General features: G+C 70.2%; 17 protein-coding genes. 16 read left to right on the top strand and 1 reads right to left on the bottom strand.

Features of this window, described 5'->3' with window-relative positions; translation table 11 throughout:
• Nucleotides 1-25 precede the first annotated feature (25 nt).
• From BFF76_RS03665 to nusB, 4 genes are all read left to right on the top strand, one after another.
• Nucleotides 26-850 (top strand): Pro-rich N-terminal domain-containing protein, encoded by an 825-nt coding sequence (locus BFF76_RS03665; protein WP_031097757.1) that lies wholly within the window; start codon nucleotides 26-28, stop codon nucleotides 848-850.
• 69 nt (nucleotides 851-919) lie between these two features.
• Nucleotides 920-2,026: a M24 family metallopeptidase gene (locus BFF76_RS03660; protein ID WP_031097759.1), complete on the top strand. Its 1,107-nt coding sequence runs from the start codon at nucleotides 920-922 to the stop codon at nucleotides 2,024-2,026.
• A gap of 73 nt (nucleotides 2,027-2,099) precedes the next feature.
• Nucleotides 2,100-2,666 carry an elongation factor P gene (gene efp / locus BFF76_RS03655; RefSeq protein ID WP_031097761.1) on the top strand — a complete coding sequence of 189 codons (567 nt, stop codon included), beginning with the start codon at nucleotides 2,100-2,102 and terminating at the stop codon, nucleotides 2,664-2,666.
• A gap of 2 nt (nucleotides 2,667-2,668) precedes the next feature.
• The gene (gene nusB / locus BFF76_RS03650; protein WP_031097763.1) at nucleotides 2,669-3,100 is read left to right on the top strand and encodes a transcription antitermination factor NusB; all 432 of its coding nucleotides are present in this window, start codon (nucleotides 2,669-2,671) and stop codon (nucleotides 3,098-3,100) included.
• Nucleotides 3,101-3,263: 163 nt separating this feature from the next.
• Here nusB and bldD read toward each other — a convergent pair whose 3' ends face one another.
• Entirely contained in the window at nucleotides 3,264-3,764 is a 501-nt protein-coding gene (bldD, locus tag BFF76_RS03645) for a transcriptional regulator BldD (RefSeq protein WP_014157378.1), read from the bottom strand.
• 221 nt (nucleotides 3,765-3,985) lie between these two features.
• Between bldD and pyrR the strand changes: the two genes are divergently transcribed.
• The 12 genes from pyrR (at nucleotide 3,986) to coaBC (ending at nucleotide 17,053) form a co-directional block, all read left to right on the top strand.
• Nucleotides 3,986-4,570: a bifunctional pyr operon transcriptional regulator/uracil phosphoribosyltransferase PyrR gene (gene pyrR / locus BFF76_RS03640; RefSeq protein WP_031097765.1), complete on the top strand. Its 585-nt coding sequence runs from the start codon at nucleotides 3,986-3,988 to the stop codon at nucleotides 4,568-4,570.
• A gap of 91 nt (nucleotides 4,571-4,661) precedes the next feature.
• On the top strand, nucleotides 4,662-5,678 hold the full coding sequence (locus BFF76_RS03635; protein ID WP_042836993.1) for an aspartate carbamoyltransferase catalytic subunit: 1,017 nt from the start codon (nucleotides 4,662-4,664) through the stop codon (nucleotides 5,676-5,678).
• A 2-nt stretch (nucleotides 5,679-5,680) separates the two neighbouring features.
• Nucleotides 5,681-6,967 carry a dihydroorotase gene (locus BFF76_RS03630; protein ID WP_031097769.1) on the top strand — a complete coding sequence of 429 codons (1,287 nt, stop codon included), beginning with the start codon at nucleotides 5,681-5,683 and terminating at the stop codon, nucleotides 6,965-6,967.
• Nucleotides 6,964-7,578 carry a PH-like domain-containing protein gene (locus BFF76_RS03625; RefSeq protein ID WP_031097771.1) on the top strand — a complete coding sequence of 205 codons (615 nt, stop codon included), beginning with the start codon at nucleotides 6,964-6,966 and terminating at the stop codon, nucleotides 7,576-7,578. Before BFF76_RS03630 ends, BFF76_RS03625 begins: the two co-directional genes overlap by 4 nt.
• Nucleotides 7,575-8,732, top strand: a complete 1,158-nt coding sequence (gene carA, locus BFF76_RS03620; protein ID WP_031097773.1) for a glutamine-hydrolyzing carbamoyl-phosphate synthase small subunit — start codon at nucleotides 7,575-7,577, stop codon at nucleotides 8,730-8,732. The genes BFF76_RS03625 and carA overlap by 4 nt, the downstream gene beginning before the upstream one ends.
• Nucleotides 8,725-12,033 (top strand): carbamoyl-phosphate synthase large subunit, encoded by a 3,309-nt coding sequence (gene carB, locus BFF76_RS03615; RefSeq protein ID WP_031097776.1) that lies wholly within the window; start codon nucleotides 8,725-8,727, stop codon nucleotides 12,031-12,033. The genes carA and carB overlap by 8 nt, the downstream gene beginning before the upstream one ends.
• 107 nt (nucleotides 12,034-12,140) lie before the next feature.
• Nucleotides 12,141-13,250 (top strand): quinone-dependent dihydroorotate dehydrogenase, encoded by a 1,110-nt coding sequence (locus BFF76_RS03610; RefSeq protein ID WP_065847149.1) that lies wholly within the window; start codon nucleotides 12,141-12,143, stop codon nucleotides 13,248-13,250.
• A complete protein-coding gene (gene pyrF, locus BFF76_RS03605) occupies nucleotides 13,247-14,086 on the top strand; it encodes an orotidine-5'-phosphate decarboxylase (protein WP_065847148.1) in 840 nt (279 codons plus the stop codon). Before BFF76_RS03610 ends, pyrF begins: the two co-directional genes overlap by 4 nt.
• A 243-nt stretch (nucleotides 14,087-14,329) precedes the next feature.
• Entirely contained in the window at nucleotides 14,330-14,653 is a 324-nt protein-coding gene (locus BFF76_RS03600) for an integration host factor (RefSeq protein ID WP_031097780.1), read from the top strand.
• 38 nt (nucleotides 14,654-14,691) lie between these two features.
• Nucleotides 14,692-15,309: a guanylate kinase gene (gmk, locus tag BFF76_RS03595; RefSeq protein ID WP_051834714.1), complete on the top strand. Its 618-nt coding sequence runs from the start codon at nucleotides 14,692-14,694 to the stop codon at nucleotides 15,307-15,309.
• Between the two features lie 98 nt (nucleotides 15,310-15,407).
• On the top strand, nucleotides 15,408-15,680 hold the full coding sequence (rpoZ, locus tag BFF76_RS03590; protein WP_003970369.1) for a DNA-directed RNA polymerase subunit omega: 273 nt from the start codon (nucleotides 15,408-15,410) through the stop codon (nucleotides 15,678-15,680).
• Nucleotides 15,681-15,850: 170 nt separating this feature from the next.
• Complete coding sequence (coaBC, locus tag BFF76_RS03585) at nucleotides 15,851-17,053, top strand: bifunctional phosphopantothenoylcysteine decarboxylase/phosphopantothenate--cysteine ligase CoaBC (RefSeq protein WP_053929100.1); 1,203 nt, start codon at nucleotides 15,851-15,853, stop codon at nucleotides 17,051-17,053.
• Nucleotides 17,054-17,197: the final 144 nt, after the last annotated feature.

Below are 17,197 nucleotides of genomic sequence, written 5' to 3'. Positions count from 1 at the left end.
CCTGTACGAGACGGAGTGCCACCGGATGCAGCACGCAGTGGGGGCCCCGCTGCCGCCGCCCCAGGGTCCAGCAGACGGACCGTGGACGCACCAGGCCCAGCACTCAGGCCACCCCGGCCAGGCGGGGCCGCCTCCCGTGCCCATGCCGCCCGGGCCCCAGCCGCCCCGGCCTCTGCCACCCGCGCCCCAGCACACCCCGGTGCCGCCCTCCCGGGAGACCACCGGGCACATCCAGCTCCCGCCCGGCGGTCCCGTCCCGCTGCCCGCGCCGCCCGCGGAGCCGGGTACCGGCGCCGCGACCCTGGCCGTGCTCCTGATCGGCCCGGCCGGAGCGGGCAAGACCACGGTGGCCAGGCTCTGGGCAGCCCGCCGCCGGGTTCCCACCGCGCACGTGTCCCTGGACGACGTCCGGGAATGGGTCTGCTCCGGCTTCGCCGATCCGCAGGCCGGATGGAACGACCACTCCGAGGCCCAGTACCGCCTGGCCCGGCGCACCTGCGGCTTCGCCGCCCGTAACTTCCTGGCCAACGGCATCTCCTGCATCCTCGACGACGCCGTCTTCCCGGACCGGCCCGTCGTCGGCCTCGGGGGCTGGAAGCGCCATGTGGGCCCGGGCCTGCTGCCCGTGGTCCTCCTGCCCGGCCTGGAGGTCGTCCTGGAGCGCAATGCGGCACGCAGCGGCAACCGCAGGCTCTCCGACGAGGAAGTCGCCCGGATCCACGGCCGCATGGCCGGCTGGTACGGCTCAGGTCTGCCCATCATCGACAACTCCACCTACGACGTGGAGACGACCGCACGCGTCCTCGACGACGTACTGGCCCGTTCCATAGCCAGCCCCCCGGCCTGGTAGCGGCCCCGCGGTTCCCGGTCGGGTGCGCTGACCGGGCGGGGCACGGCCCGCGCTCGTAGGCTCGGGAACATGTCAGAGGTGTACGCCGTCCGACGCGGGCTGCTGCGTGACCGGTACGCCGCCGCCGGATCCGCGGCCGCCCTGGTCTCCCGCCCCGCCAACGTCCGCTATCTCGCGGGCGGTGCCCCGCCGGGCTCCGTGCTGCTGCTGGGCCCCGGCGAGGACGTCCTGCTCTGCCCCCGCGCACCGACCGGGGAGCCCGCACACGGGCGCCCCGACGAGCAGCTGCGGCTGACCGTCCTCCCCGACGCCGACGGCGATCCGGTCGTCGCGGCGGCAGGTCTCGCCGGCGGCCTGCACGCCGACTCCCTGGCGGTCGAGGAACACGATCTGACCGTCGCCCGCCACCGCGCCATGAGCTCCGTGGCCCCTCGTGTGCGCCTGCGTGACCTCGGCAGCACCGTGGAGCAGCTCCGCCTGGTGAAGGACGAGGAGGAGATCGCCTGTCTGCGGATCGCCGCCGAGATCACCGACCAGGCGCTCGGCGAACTCCTCGAATCCATCCTGGTGGGCCGCACCGAACGCCATCTGGCCCTGGAACTGGAGCGCCGGCTGGTCGACCACGGCGCGGACGGCCCGGCCTTCGCCACCTCCGTGGGAACGGGCCCCAACTCGGGGCAGGGCCGCCACAGGCCCACCGACCGCAGGGTGGAGGAAGGCGATTTCCTTTCAGTCTGCCTCGGGGCGAACTACCGCGGATACCGTTGCGAGATCGGCCGGACGTTCGTCATCGGGACGAGCCCCGCGGACTGGCAGATCGAGCTCTACGACCTTGTTTTCGCCGCTCAGCGGGCCGGACGGGAGGCTCTCGTCCCCGGAGCCGCCTACCGTGACGTGGACCGCGCGGCCCGCCATATCCTGGACTCGGCGGGCCACTCGGAGGGCCTCCAGCCCAGTACCGGGCACGGTGTCGGACTCGAAATCGACGAGCACCCGCAGTTGGCACCGACGGCCATGGGTAAACTGGACGCTTGCGTGCCGGTCACCGTCGAACCGGGGGTTCACCTCCCGGGCCGGGGCGGTGTCCGGATCGATGACACGCTCGTCGTGCGCCCCGAGGCGGACGGCGGACCCGAGCTACTCACCATTACGACCAAGGAGCTGCTCGCGCTCTAGGAGAACTCCTCGCGGAGGCTCCGGCGCGCATCCTCGGTCGTCCACCAGCTTCAGTCCAGGAGACTCCGCAACCGTGGCTTCCACGAACGACCTCAAGAACGGCCTGGTGCTCAAGCTCGACGGAGGCCAGCTCTGGTCCGTCGTCGAGTTCCAGCACGTCAAGCCCGGCAAGGGCCCCGCCTTCGTGCGCACCAAGCTCAAGAACGTGCTCTCCGGCAAGGTCGTCGACAAGACGTTCAACGCCGGCGTGAAGGTCGAGACGGCCACCATCGACCGCCGCGACATGCAGTTCTCGTACATGGACGGCGAGTACTTCGTCTTCATGGACATGAACACGTACGACCAGCTCATGGTCGACCGCAAGGCCGTCGGCGACGCCGCCAACTTCCTGATCGAGGGCTTCACCGCCTCCGTCGCCCAGCACGAGGGCGAGGTGCTCTACGTCGAGCTGCCCGCCGCGGTCGAGCTGACCATCCAGCACACCGACCCGGGTGTCCAGGGCGACCGCTCCACCGGTGGCAGCAAGCCCGCCACCCTGGAGACCGGCTACGAGATCGGTGTCCCGCTCTTCATCACCACCGGCGAGAAGATCAAGGTCGACACCCGTACGGGCGACTACCTCGGCCGGGTGAACAGCTAACCGTGGCTGCCCGGAACAAGGCCCGCAAGCGCGCCTTCCAGATCCTTTTCGAGGCCGACCAGCGCGGTGAGTCCGTGCAGACGGTCCTCGCGGACTGGGTACGGCTCTCGCGGACCGACGACCGTCAGCCGCCGGTCGGTGAGTTCACGATGGAGCTGGTCGAGGGGTACGCGCAGTACGCGGACCGGATCGACGACCTCATCGTCACCTACGCCGTGGACTGGGAGATCGACCGCATGCCGGTCGTCGACCGGAGCATCCTGCGGCTCGGCGCGTACGAGCTGATCTGGATGGACTCGACTCCCGACGCCGTGGTGATCGACGAGGCGGTCCAGCTCGCCAAGGAGTTCTCCACGGACGACTCCCCGGCATTCGTGAACGGCCTGCTGGCCCGGTTCAAGGACCTCAAGCCGAATCTCCGCCGGGAGCAGTGATCCCCGGCGGCGTCGAGCCGAACGAAGGGCCCACGGTCGATGCGACCGTGGGCCCTTCGGCGTACCGGCCCGGCCGCCGGAAGCGGCCGGGCCACGAAAACGCCGGGCCGGCGGGGCGCTGAGGCCCCCGCCGGCCCGGCGGTACGTTTCTTCGTGGGGCTGGTCAGCCCTCGTCGTGGGCCACCGCGCGGCGGGCGTCGGCGTCCAGCACACCCCAGCTGATCAGCTGCTCCGTGAGCACGGACGGAGACTGGTCGTAGATCACGGCCAGGGTGCGCAGGTCGTCCTGCCGGATCGAGAGCACCTTGCCGTTGTAGTCGCCGCGCTGGCTCTGGATCGTCGCCGCGTAACGCTGCAGCGGTCCGGCCTTCTCCGGCGGCACGTGGGCGAGGCGCTCCAGGTCGAGGACCAGCTTGGGCGGCGGCTCGGCGGCGCCGCCGGGGGTCGTGCCGGGCAGGAGCTCCTGGACCGGAACGCCGTAGAAGTCGGCCAGCTCGGCAAGGCGCTGCACGGTCACGGCGCGGTCGCCGCGCTCGTAGGAACCGACCACGACGGCCTTCCAGCGGCCCTGCGACTTCTCCTCCACGCCGTGGAGGGAGAGGCCCTGCTGGGTGCGGATGGCGCGGAGCTTGGCCCCGAGCTGCTTTGCGTATTCGCTGGACATAAGGCTCCCCGGACGCTGGAACGTGTCGCGGCTGGGCCGCGTGGCTGGTAACTCACTGTGAGGTTACGCAGCGTTACTTGGCTGCGTCAAGCCGAAAGGTCCGGAGTGCCACCTCCTGGGGGCGGGGCCAGGGAGTCGCGCAAGCCCTGGTAACGTGGATGACGCAATTTCGACGTCCTTTAACGTCCGTCCGGTGAGGCGGAGAAGGAGGTCCGTTTCTTATGGACGCACAGCATGACCAGACCGGCAATGCGGCACGCCCCGTTCTCGAGGCTCCGGACATCGCCCGGGTACTGACCCGAATCGCCCACGAGATCGTCGAACGCGCCAAGGGCGCCGACGACGTGGTGCTTCTCGGCATCCCGACACGAGGGGTCTTCCTCGCGGATCGGCTCGCCGGAAAGCTCGAAGAGATCACCGGCCGGAAGACGCCGGTCGGGTCGCTCGACATCACCATGTACCGCGACGATCTTCGGATGCGCCCCGCGCGCGCCATCGGACGCACCGAGATCCCCGGTGAGGGCATCGAAGGCCGTCTCGTCGTGCTGGTGGACGACGTGCTCTTCTCCGGCCGCACGATCCGCGCCGCACTCGACGCGCTCGGCGACATCGGCCGGCCCCGTGCCGTGCAGCTCGCGGTCCTCGTCGACCGCGGCCACCGCGAGCTCCCGATCCGCGCCGACTACGTCGGCAAGAACCTCCCCACGTCGCTGCGGGAGACGGTCAAGGTCCAGCTCGCCGAGGAGGACGGCCGCGACGCCGTGCTGCTCGGCGTCAAGCAGACCGTCCCGGCAGGCGAGCGGTAGCCGAGTCCCGCCCCGTGCGCCCCACCGGCCGCACGGCTGCTCCCGCACGCCCGCCTGCCTGATGCCCTCCACCCTTCACGGAGACCCCCAGATGCTGCGCCCCCACGGGGACACCCCCCGGACACCCCGTCACCTCATCTCGGCCGCAGACCTCACCCGCGACGACGCCGTACTGATCCTCGACACCGCCGAGGAGATGGCCCGGGTCGCGGACCGGCCGATCAAGAAACTCCCCACCCTGCGTGGACGAACGGTCGTCAACCTCTTCTTCGAGGACTCGACCCGGACGCGGATCTCGTTCGAGGCCGCCGCCAAGCGCCTCTCCGCCGACGTCATCAACTTCTCCGCGAAGGGCTCGTCGGTCTCCAAGGGAGAGTCGCTCAAGGACACCGCTCTCACTCTGGAGGCCATGGGCGCCGACGCCGTCGTCATCCGGCACGGCGCCTCCGGAGCCCCGTACCGCCTCGCGACGTCGGGCTGGATCGACAGCGCGGTCGTCAACGCGGGTGACGGCACGCACGAGCACCCCACCCAGGCGCTGCTCGACGCCTTCACGATGCGCCGCAGACTGGTCGGGCCCGACGCCGGGCTCGGCCGCGACCTGGAGGGCCGCCGGATCACGATCGTCGGCGACATCCTGCACAGCCGCGTGGCCCGCTCCAACGTCCATCTGCTGCACACGCTCGGTGCGCACGTCACTCTGGTGGCTCCGCCGACCCTGGTGCCTGTCGGCGTCGAGCAGTGGCCCTGCGACGTCAGCTACCGCCTCGACGACGTGCTGCCCAAGTCGGACGCGGTCATGATGCTCCGTGTGCAGCGCGAGCGGATGAACGCCGCCTACTTCCCGACCGAGCGTGAGTACTCCCGCCGCTACGGCCTGGACGGCGAACGCATGGCCCGGATGCCGGAACACGCCATCGTGATGCACCCCGGCCCGATGGTCCGCGGCATGGAGATCACGGCCGAGGTCGCGGACTCCGACCGCTGCACCGCCGTCGAGCAGGTCGCGAACGGCGTATCCACCCGCATGGCCGTCCTGTACCTGCTGCTCGGCGGTTCCGAGACCGCCCTGCCGTCCGCCGCCGCCCGTACCGAGGAGAACAAGTAACCATGAGCAAGATCCTGATCCGCGGTGCGAAGGTCCTCGGCGGCGAGCCGGGGGACGTCCTCATCGACGGCGAGACCGTGGCCGAGGTCGGTACCGGCATCGAGGCGGGCGACGCCACCGTGATCGAGGCGGGCGGACAGATCCTGCTGCCCGGCCTCGTCGACCTGCACACCCACCTGCGCGAGCCCGGCCGCGAGGACTCCGAGACCGTCCTCACCGGCACCAGGGCAGCCGCGGTCGGCGGCTTCACCGCCGTCCACGCCATGGCCAACACCTTCCCCGTCGCCGACACCGCCGGGGTCGTCGAGCAGGTCTGGCGGCTCGGCAGGGAGTCCGGCTACTGCGACGTGCAGCCCGTCGGAGCCGTCACCGTCGGCCTGGAGGGCAAGCAGCTCGCCGAGCTCGGCGCCATGCACGACTCCGCCGCCGGTGTGAAGGTCTTCTCCGACGACGGCAAGTGCGTCGACGACGCCGTGATCATGCGCCGCGCGCTGGAGTACGTGAAGGCCTTCGACGGTGTCGTCGCCCAGCACGCCCAGGAGCCCCGCCTCACCGAGGGCGCGCAGATGAACGAGGGCGTCGTCTCGGCCGAACTCGGTCTCGGCGGCTGGCCCGCCGTCGCCGAGGAGTCGGTCATCGCCCGCGATGTGCTCCTCGCCGCCCACGTCGGCTCCCGGGTGCACATCTGCCACCTGTCGACCGCCGGCTCCGTGGAAATCGTGCGCTGGGCCAAGTCCAAGGGCTGGAACGTCACCGCCGAGGTCACCCCGCACCACCTGCTGCTCACCGACGAACTCGTACGGACCTACAACCCCGTCTACAAGGTGAACCCGCCCCTGCGCACCGAGGCCGACGTCATGGCCCTGCGCGAGGCCCTCGCCGACGGCACCATCGACTGCGTGGCCACCGACCACGCCCCGCACCCGCACGAGGACAAGGACTGCGAGTGGGCCGCCGCCGCCATGGGCATGGTGGGCCTGGAGACCGCGCTCTCGGTGGTCCAGCAGACGATGGTGGACACCGGGCTCCTCGACTGGGCCGGCGTCGCCGACCGCATGTCGTTCCGCCCCGCGGCCATCGGCCGGCTCGAAGGACACGGCCGGCCCGTCTCGGCCGGTGAGCCCGCCAACCTCACACTGGTCGATCCGGCATACCGTGGAGCAGTGGACCCCGCGGGCTTCGCCTCACGCAGCCGCAACACCCCCTACGAGGGTCGCGAGCTGCCGGGCCGAGTGACCCACACCTTCCTGCGGGGCCGTGCCACGGTCGTCGACGGGAAGCTCGCGTGACAACTCTCAACTCCCTGTACCTACTGGCCGCCGAGCAGAAGTCGGCCGACGTGACGGACTGGTCCGCCCGCATCAGCTGGGTCGTCGGACTGCTCGTCTTCATCGCCTTCGTCTACTGGCTGATGCGCCAGGGGTGGAAGTGGCGCGGAAGCCTCCAGTCCGGGCTCCCGGAGCTCGCCACCACCCCGGAAGGGTTCACGGACGGCGAGACCCTGCTCACACTGACCGGCCGCTACCACGCCTCGACCACCGCCGGGCAGTGGCTCGACCGGATCGTCGCCCACGGTCTCGGCACCCGCAGCCGGGTCGAGCTGACCCTCACCGGGCAGGGCCTCGACGTCGTACGCCCCGGGGCGGCCGACTTCTTCGTACCGGCCGCCGCGCTGCGCGAGGCCAGACTCGACAAGGCACTCGCCGGCAAGGTCCTGCCCGAGGGCGGCCTGCTGGTCATCACCTGGGCGCACGGCGAGACGCTGATCGACTCGGGTTTCCGCTCCGACCACGCCGCCGAGCACCAGGCGTGGGTCGACGCCGTCAACCGGCTCACCGGCCCCGCGGGTGACCACACCACCAGCACCACCACAAGCACGACGGAAGGCACCGCACGATGACGATCTCCAATCCGGGGCATGCCTCGAAGAGGAAAGAGGGGTCTCCCGCCGTACTCGTCCTGGAGGACGGCCGCTCCTTCCGCGGGCGCGCCTACGGGGCCGTGGGGGAGACCTTCGGCGAGGCGGTGTTCTCCACCGGTATGACCGGCTACCAGGAAACGCTCACCGACCCCTCGTACCACCGCCAGGTCGTCGTCATGACCGCCCCGCACGTCGGCAACACCGGCGTGAACGACGAGGACCCCGAGTCGAAGCGGATCTGGGTCTCCGGCTACGTCGTGCGCGACCCCGCCCGGGTGCCCTCCAACTGGCGCTCCCGCCGTTCGCTGGACGAGGAACTCGCGAGCCAGGGCGTCGTCGGCATCAGCGGCATCGACACCCGCGCACTCACCCGCCACCTGCGTGAGCGCGGCGCGATGCGCGTCGGCATCTTCTCCGGGAACGCCCTCGAGGACGAGGGCGTGATGCTCGCCAAGGTGCGCCAGGCCCCCGAGATGGCCGGTGCCGACCTCGCGGCCGAGGTAGCCACCAAGGAGACGTACGTCGTCCCCGCCGTCGGCGCCAAGAAGTTCACCGTCGCGGCGATCGACCTCGGCATCAAGGGCATGACCCCGCACCGCATGGCCGAGCGCGGCATCGAGGTGCACGTCCTGCCCGCCACCGCCACCCTGGAGGAGGTGTACGCGGTGAAGCCCGACGGAGTCTTCTTCTCCAACGGCCCGGGCGACCCGTCCACCGCCGACCACCCGGTCTCCGTCATGCGCGGCGTCCTGGAGCGGAAGACCCCGCTCTTCGGCATCTGCTTCGGCAACCAGATCCTGGGCCGCTCGCTCGGCTTCGGCACCTACAAGCTGAAGTACGGCCACCGGGGCATCAACCAGCCCGTGCAGGACCGCACGACCGGGAAGGTCGAGGTCACCGCGCACAACCACGGCTTCGCCGTCGACGCACCGCTCGACAGGGTCTCCGACACGGAGTTCGGCCGCGCCGAGGTCTCCCACGTATGCCTGAACGACCAGGTCGTCGAAGGGCTCCAACTGCTCGACCAGCCTGCTTTCAGCGTCCAGTACCATCCCGAAGCAGCCGCGGGCCCGCACGACGCCGCGTACCTCTTCGACCGTTTCGTCACCCTGATGGAGGGCAAGCGTGCCTAAGCGCTCCGATATCCAGTCCGTCCTGGTCATCGGCTCCGGCCCGATCGTCATCGGGCAGGCCGCAGAGTTCGACTACTCCGGCACCCAGGCATGCCGCGTACTCAAGGCCGAGGGTCTGCGCGTCATCCTGGTGAACTCCAATCCGGCGACGATCATGACCGACCCGGAGATCGCCGACGCCACGTACGTCGAGCCGATCACCCCCGAGTTCGTCGAGAAGATCATCGCCAAGGAGCGCCCCGACACGCTGCTTCCGACCCTGGGCGGCCAGACCGCGCTCAACACCGCGATCTCCATGCACGAGAACGGTGTCCTGGAGAAGTACGGCGTCGAGCTCATCGGTGCCAACGTCGAGGCCATCAACAAGGGCGAGGACCGCGACCTCTTCAAGGGAGTCGTCGAGGCCGTCAAGGCGAAGATCGGTTACGGCGAGTCCGCCCGCTCCGTCATCTGCCACACCATGGACGACGTCATCGCGGGCGTCGACACCCTCGGCGGTTACCCCGTCGTCGTCCGGCCCTCCTTCACCATGGGCGGCGCCGGCTCCGGCTTCGCCCACGACGAGGAGGAGCTGCGCCGCATCGCCGGACAGGGCCTCACCCTCTCGCCGACCACCGAGGTGCTCCTGGAGGAGTCCATCCTCGGCTGGAAGGAGTACGAGCTGGAACTGATGCGCGACAAACACGACAACGTCGTGGTCGTCTGCTCCATCGAGAACTTCGACCCGATGGGCGTCCACACCGGTGACTCCATCACGGTCGCCCCGGCGATGACGCTCACCGACCGTGAGTACCAGCGGCTGCGCGACATCGGCATCGCGATCATCCGCGAGGTCGGCGTCGACACCGGCGGCTGCAACATCCAGTTCGCCATCGACCCCACCGACGGCCGGGTCATCGTCATCGAGATGAACCCGCGTGTCTCCCGCTCCTCCGCGCTCGCCTCCAAGGCCACCGGCTTCCCGATCGCCAAGATCGCCGCCAAGCTGGCCGTCGGCTACACGCTGGACGAGATCCCGAACGACATCACCGAGAAGACGCCGGCCTCCTTCGAGCCGACCCTCGACTACGTCGTGGTCAAGGCCCCGCGCTTCGCCTTCGAGAAGTTCCCGTCCGCCGACTCCACCCTCACCACCACCATGAAGTCGGTGGGCGAGGCCATGGCGATCGGCCGGAACTTCACCGAGGCGCTGCAGAAGGCCCTGCGCTCCCTGGAGAAGAAGGGCTCGCAGTTCGCCTTCACCGGTGAGACGGGCGACAAGGCCGAGCTGCTCGCGGAGGCGGCCCGTCCGACGGACGGACGCATCAACACGGTGATGCAGGCGATCCGCGCCGGCGCCACGCAGGAAGAGGTCTTCGACTCCACGAAGATCGACCCGTGGTTCGTCGACCAGCTCTTCCTGATCAAGGAGATCGCCGACGAGCTGGCCGCCGCCGACCGGCTGGACACCGACCTGCTCGCCGAGGCCAAGCGGCACGGGTTCTCCGACGCCCAGATCGGCGAGATCCGCGGCCTGCGTGAGGACGTCGTGCGCGAGGTCCGGCACGCCCTCGGTATCCGCCCGGTGTACAAGACGGTCGACACCTGCGCCGCCGAGTTCGCCGCGAGGACGCCGTACTTCTACTCCTCCTACGACGAGGAGAGCGAGGTCGCGCCCCGTACCAGGCCCGCGGTGATAATCCTCGGCTCCGGACCGAACCGCATCGGCCAGGGCATCGAGTTCGACTACTCCTGTGTCCACGCCTCCTTCGCTCTCAGCGACGCCGGCTACGAGACCGTGATGGTCAACTGCAACCCGGAGACCGTCTCCACCGACTACGACACCTCCGACCGCCTGTACTTCGAGCCGCTCACGCTCGAGGACGTGCTGGAGATCGTGCACGCCGAGACCCTCGCCGGCCCGGTCGCCGGCGTCATCGTCCAGCTCGGCGGCCAGACCCCGCTCGGCCTCTCCCAGGCGCTCAAGGACAACGGCGTGACGGTCGTCGGCACCTCTCCGGAGGCGATCCACGCCGCCGAGGACCGCGGCGCCTTCGGCCGGGTGCTCGCCGAGGCCGGACTCCCGGCCCCCAAGCACGGCACCGCGACCACGTTCGACGAGGCCAAGGCCATCGCCGACGAGATCGGCTACCCCGTCCTGGTGCGCCCGTCGTACGTGCTCGGCGGACGCGGCATGGAGATCGTCTACGACGAGACCCGCCTCTCCTCGTACATCGCCGAGTCCACCGAGATCAGCCCCACCCGGCCGGTCCTGGTGGACCGCTTCCTCGACGACGCCATCGAGATCGACGTGGACGCGCTCTACGACGGCACCGAGCTCTACCTCGGCGGCGTCATGGAGCACATCGAGGAGGCCGGCATCCACTCCGGCGACTCCGCCTGCGCCCTGCCCCCGATCACCCTCGGCGGCTTCGACATCAAGCGGCTGCGGGCCTCCACCGAGGGCATCGCCAAGGGCGTCGGGGTACGCGGGCTCATCAACATCCAGTTCGCGCTCTCCGGCGACATCCTGTACGTCCTCGAGGCCAACCCCCGCGCCTCGCGGACCGTCCCCTTCACCTCCAAGGCGACCGCGGTGCCGCTCGCCAAGGCCGCCGCCCGCATCTCGCTGGGCGCGACCATCGCCGAACTCCGCGCGGAGGGCCTGCTGCCGAAGCGTGGCGACGGCGGCACGCTGCCGCTCGACGCGCCGATCTCCGTCAAGGAGGCCGTCATGCCGTGGTCGCGCTTCCGCGACATCCACGGCCGCGGCGTCGACACCGTCCTCGGCCCGGAGATGCGCTCCACCGGTGAAGTGATGGGCATCGACTCGGTGTTCGGAACCGCGTACGCCAAGTCGCAGGCGGGCGCCTACGGTCCGCTGCCCACCAAGGGCCGTGCCTTCATCTCCGTCGCCAACCGCGACAAGCGCTCGATGATCTTCCCCGCGCGCGAACTCGTCGCCCACGGCTTCGAGCTGATGGCCACCTCCGGCACCGCCGAGGTGCTCAAGCGCAACGGCATCAACGCCACGGTCGTGCGCAAGCTGTCCGAGGGCGAGGGCCCGGCCGGTGAGAAGACCATCGTCCAGCTGATCCACGACGGCGAGGTCGACCTCATCGTCAACACCCCGTACGGCACGGGCGGCCGGCTCGACGGCTACGAGATCCGCACCGCCGCCGTGGCCAGGTCCGTGCCGTGTCTGACGACGGTTCAGGCACTCGCCGCCGCCGTCCAGGGCATCGACGCGCTCAACCACGGTGACGTCGGCGTACGTTCCCTCCAGGAACACGCGGAACACCTGACCGCGGCCCGCGACTAGGGGCCTCTCGTTCGGGTCACGCCGGGCTCGAACGTAAGACCCAGCCGCCCAGCAGGGGGACACCGGAAACGGTGTCCCCCTCTTCATGAGGACACCAGGACACTGTGATGTACAAACTCTTCTTCAAGCTGGTCTTCAAGCGGATGGACCCGGAGCAGGCCCACTACACGGCGTTCCGATGGATCCGCCTCGCGGCCCGCACCCCCGTACTGCGCACCTTCGTCGCCGCCGCGCTCGCCCCCCGCCACGAGGAACTGCGCACCGAGGCCCTCGGCCTGCGGATGCACGGGCCCTTCGGGCTCGCCGCCGGTTTCGACAAGAACGCCATCGCGATCGACGGCATGTCCATGCTCGGCTTCGACCACATCGAGATCGGCACGGTCACCGGCGAGCCGCAGCCCGGGAACCCGAAGAAGCGGCTGTTCCGCCTCGTCGCGGACCGGGCGCTGATCAACCGCATGGGCTTCAACAACGAGGGCTCCGCAGCTGTGGCGGAGCGCCTCGCGGCCCGCACGCCCGTCTTCCGTACGACCGTCGGCGTCAACATCGGCAAGACCAAGGTCGTCCCCGAGGACCAGGCCGTGGGCGACTACGTGAAGTCCACCGAGCGGCTCGCCGCCCACGCCGACTACCTCGTCGTGAACGTGTCCTCGCCCAACACGCCCGGCCTGCGCGACCTCCAGGCGACCGAGGCACTCCGCCCGCTGCTCACCGCGGTGCGCGCGGCCGCCGACCGCACGGTCACCGAAAGGCGCGTCCCGCTGCTCGTCAAGATCGCCCCGGACCTCGCGGACGAGGACGTCGACGCGGTCGCCGACCTGGCCGTCGAGCTCGGCCTGGACGGCATCATCGCCACCAACACCACGATCGCCCGCGACGGCCTCGGCCTGAAGTCCGCGGCCTCGCTGGTCGAGGAGACCGGCGGGCTCTCCGGCGCACCCCTCAAGGAGCGCTCCCTGGAGGTCCTGAGCCGCCTGTACGCCCGCGTGGGGACCAGGATCACCCTGGTGGGCGTCGGGGGCATCGAGAACGCCGAGGACGCCTGGCAGCGCATCCTCGCCGGTGCCACGCTCGTACAGGGCTACAGCGCCTTCATCTACGAGGGCCCGTTCTACGCCCGGGCGATCCACAAGGGCCTGGCCGCCCGCCTGGCCGCCTCCCCGTACCCGACCCTCGCCGAAGCCGTCGGCGCCGAAACACGGAAGGTCATGCAGTGACCCCTGAACCCTTCGGTGCGCGCCTGCGCCATGCCATGGACACCCGCGGGCCGCTCTGCGTCGGCATCGACCCGCACGCCTCCCTGCTCACCTCCTGGGGCCTGAACGACGACATCGCCGGTCTCGAGCGCTTCACGCGTACGGTCGTGGAGGCGCTGGCCGACCGGGTCGCCGTGCTCAAACCCCAGTCCGCCTTCTTCGAGCGCTTCGGGTCCCGCGGCATCGCCGTCCTGGAGAAGGCCGTCGCGGAGGCCCGTGCGGCGGGCGCCCTCGTGCTGATGGACGCCAAGCGCGGCGACATCGGGTCCACGATGGGCGCCTACGCCGCCACCTACCTCGACAAGGACTCGCCGCTCTTCTCCGACGCGGTCACCGTCTCGCCCTACCTCGGCTTCGGCTCGCTGCGCCCGGCGCTCGATGCCGCCGCGGTCTCCGGCGCGGGTGTCTTCGTGCTCGCCCTCACCTCCAACCCGGAGGGCGCGGAGGTCCAGCGGGCCACCGCCGCGGACGGACGCTCGCTGGCCCAGGTGATGCTCGACCACATGGCCGCCGAGAACGCCGGTGCGACACCGCTCGGCTCCGTCGGCGCGGTGGTCGGCGCCACCCTCGGGGACGCCGGCGTCGACCTGGCGGTCAACGGTCCGCTGCTCGCTCCCGGCATCGGTGCCCAGGGCGCCACCCCTGCGGATCTGCCCCGCGTCTTCGGTGCCGCGGTGGGCAACGTCGTGCCGAGCGTGAGCCGGGGCGTGCTCCGGCACGGGCCGGACGCGTCAGGGCTGCGCGAAGCCGCCGGGCGGTTCGCGGACGAGGTCCGTGCGGCCGTCTCGGAAGGCTGACCATGCCACGTGACAGCCTGTTGACGGAATCCTGACCAAGATTCCGGGTTGTTATGGACGAAATGTCCGGGTCGGTTGAGGCTGACCAGGACTTTTCCGCTGTTCTCGCTGACTCAGGCGGCCTTGGCCGCTAGTCTCCGTCGAGAGCAACGACCACAGGTTGTTCGTTGCTCACCAGGTGTGGAGCCACCAGGTTCCTCACCGGTCCGTATCCGACAGATCGACATCCGAGGTGACGTAGGCGTGGCTCTTCCGCCCCTTACCCCTGAACAGCGCGCAGCCGCGCTCGAAAAGGCCGCCGCGGCTCGCCGGGAGCGGGCCGAGGTCAAGAATCGACTCAAGCACTCCGGCGCCTCCCTCCATGAGGTCATCAAGACGGGCCAGGAGAACGACGTCATCGGCAAGATGAAGGTCTCCGCCCTCCTGGAGTCCCTGCCGGGCGTGGGCAAGGTCCGCGCCAAGCAGATCATGGAGCGGCTCGGCATCTCCGAGAGCCGCCGGGTCCGGGGTCTCGGCTCCAACCAGATCGCATCTTTGGAGCGTGAGTTCGGCGGCAGTCCCGCCTGACGTTCTCAGGCACTCCTGAGAAGCTGGATAATCGCTCCATGGCTGCAACATCCCGGGGGACGTCCCCCGTACCCCCGGACGTACGTCCGCGGCTGACCGTGCTCTCCGGCCCCTCCGGGGTCGGCAAGAGCACGGTCGTCGCTCATATGCGCAAGGTTCACCCGGAGGTCTGGCTCTCCGTGTCGGCGACGACACGCAAGCCGCGCCCCGGAGAACGCAACGGAATCCACTACTTCTTCGTGGACGACGAGGAGTTCGACAAGCTCATCGCCAACGGCGAGCTGCTGGAGTGGGCCGAGTTCGCGGGCAACCGCTACGGCACCCCGCGCCGGGCCGTGCTGGACCGCCTGGAGTCGGGCGAGCCGGTGCTTCTGGAGATCGACCTGCAGGGCGCCCGGCTGGTCCGCCAGTCGATGCCGGAGGCGCAGCTCGTCTTCCTGGCGCCGCCGAGCTGGGACGAGCTGGTCCGCCGGCTCACCGGCCGCGGGACGGAGTCGCCCGACGTGATCGAGCGCCGGCTCACGGCGGCGAAGACCGAACTGGCCGCCGAGGCGGAGTTCGACACGACCCTCGTCAACACCTCCGTCGAGGACGTGGCACGCGAGCTGCTAACGTTGATGCTGCAGGCTTCCGGCCTCCGCGGCACCGACGGCTGACCTCACGGTCCCCCACGTGTCCGCGGACGCAGAGCATCACTGCGGAACCAGCATGATCAGAGATCTCTTTGATCACTATCCCCTTCGGAAGGCAGAGAGTGTCCTCTTCCATCACCACGCCCGAGGGCATCATCAACCCGCCGATTGATGAGCTCCTCGAGGCCACCGACTCGAAGTACAGCCTTGTGATCTACGCCGCCAAGCGCGCGCGCCAGATCAACGCGTACTACTCGCAGCTCGGTGAAGGCCTCCTCGAGTACGTCGGTCCGCTCGTCGACACCCACGTGCACGAGAAGCCGCTCTCGATCGCGCTCCGCGAGATCAACGCGGGCCTGCTGACCTCCGAGGCCATCGAGGGCCCCGCGCAGTAAGCAGGAGATGCACCTTCACCACAGGCCCGGCGGTTCCACTTCCGCCGGGCCTGTGGTGTGTCCGGCCCCAGGGACCCGCCGGAGCGCATCGGGGGCGGTGAGGCAGCATGGGGTGCGTACGTCATGAGGCCGCACGCGAGTGCGCAGGGACACGAGTGCGGGGAGACGCAGTGGAGAAGCCGAGGGTCGTCCTGGGGGTCAGCGGGGGCATCGCCGCGTACAAGGCGTGCGAGCTGCTGCGCAGGCTGACCGAGTCCGGCCATGACGTTCGGGTCGTACCGACCGGGGCGTCGCTGAACTTCGTCGGTGCGGCCACCTGGTCGGCCCTCTCGGGGAACCCCGTGTCGACAGAGGTCTGGGACGGCGTGCACGAGGTGCCGCACGTCCGGATCGGCCAGGCGGCCGATCTCGTCGTCGTCGCCCCCGCCACGGCCGACATGCTCGCCAAGGCGGCCCACGGCCTCGCCGACGACCTCCTCACCAACACTCTGCTCACCGCACGCTGTCCGGTCGTCTTCGCGCCCGCGATGCACACCGAGATGTGGGAGCACCCGGCCACCCAGGAGAACGTCGCCACCCTGCGCCGCCGCGGCGCCGTCGTCATCGAGCCCGCCGTCGGCAGGCTCACCGGGGTGGACACGGGCAAGGGCAGGCTGCCGGACCCGGGGGAGATCTTCGAGGTCTGCCGGCGCGTACTGACCCGCGGCCCCGGCGTCCCCGACCTCGCGGGCCGTCATGTGGTCATCAGCGCGGGCGGCACCCGTGAGCCGCTCGATCCGGTGCGCTATCTGGGCAACCGGTCCTCGGGCAAGCAGGGCTACGCCCTCGCCCGCACCGCCGTCGCGCGCGGCGCCCGGGTGACGCTGATCGAGGCCAACACGGGGCTCCCGGATCCCGCGGGCGCCGACATCGTGCGCGCCGGGACCGCCGTCCAGCTGCGCGAGGCCGTGCTGGAGGCGGCGGCCGGCGCCGATGTGGTGGTGATGGCGGCGGCGGTCGCCGACTTCCGGCCCGCCGCCTACGCGACGGGAAAGATCAAGAAGAAGGACGGCCAGGAACCCGCCCCGATCGAGCTCGTCCGCAATCCCGACATCCTCGCCGAGGTCGCCGCGGGCCGGGTCCGGCCGGGGCAGCTCGTCGTCGGATTCGCGGCCGAGACCGACGACGTCCTGGCCAATGGCCGGGAGAAGCTGCGCCGCAAGGGCTGTGATCTTCTCGTCGTGAACGAGGTGGGGGAGCGCAAGACCTTCGGGTCCGAGGAGAACGAGGCCGTCGTGCTCGCGGCCGACGGCGGCGAGACCGCTGTGCCGTACGGACCGAAGGAAGCACTCGCCGACACGGTATGGGACTTGGTGGCGGCACGTTTCCGTTAGATTGCACAGGCGCCGCTCCGACGAGGGGGCCATGTCTCGCATCCGTAAAAGGGGGGATTGTCGTACTGCCGTCAACAGTGCCGCAGGTCACAGACCTCCCAAGGAGCGAGACACGTGACCCATTCACCGGAAGCGACCGATAAA

Source organism: Streptomyces mutomycini (assembly GCF_001700505.1).
GTDB classification, from domain to species: Bacteria; Actinomycetota; Actinomycetes; order Streptomycetales; family Streptomycetaceae; genus Streptomyces; species Streptomyces mutomycini.
Note: the sequence above shows the minus strand (reverse complement) of the source record. Positions and strands in the feature narration are given on the sequence as shown.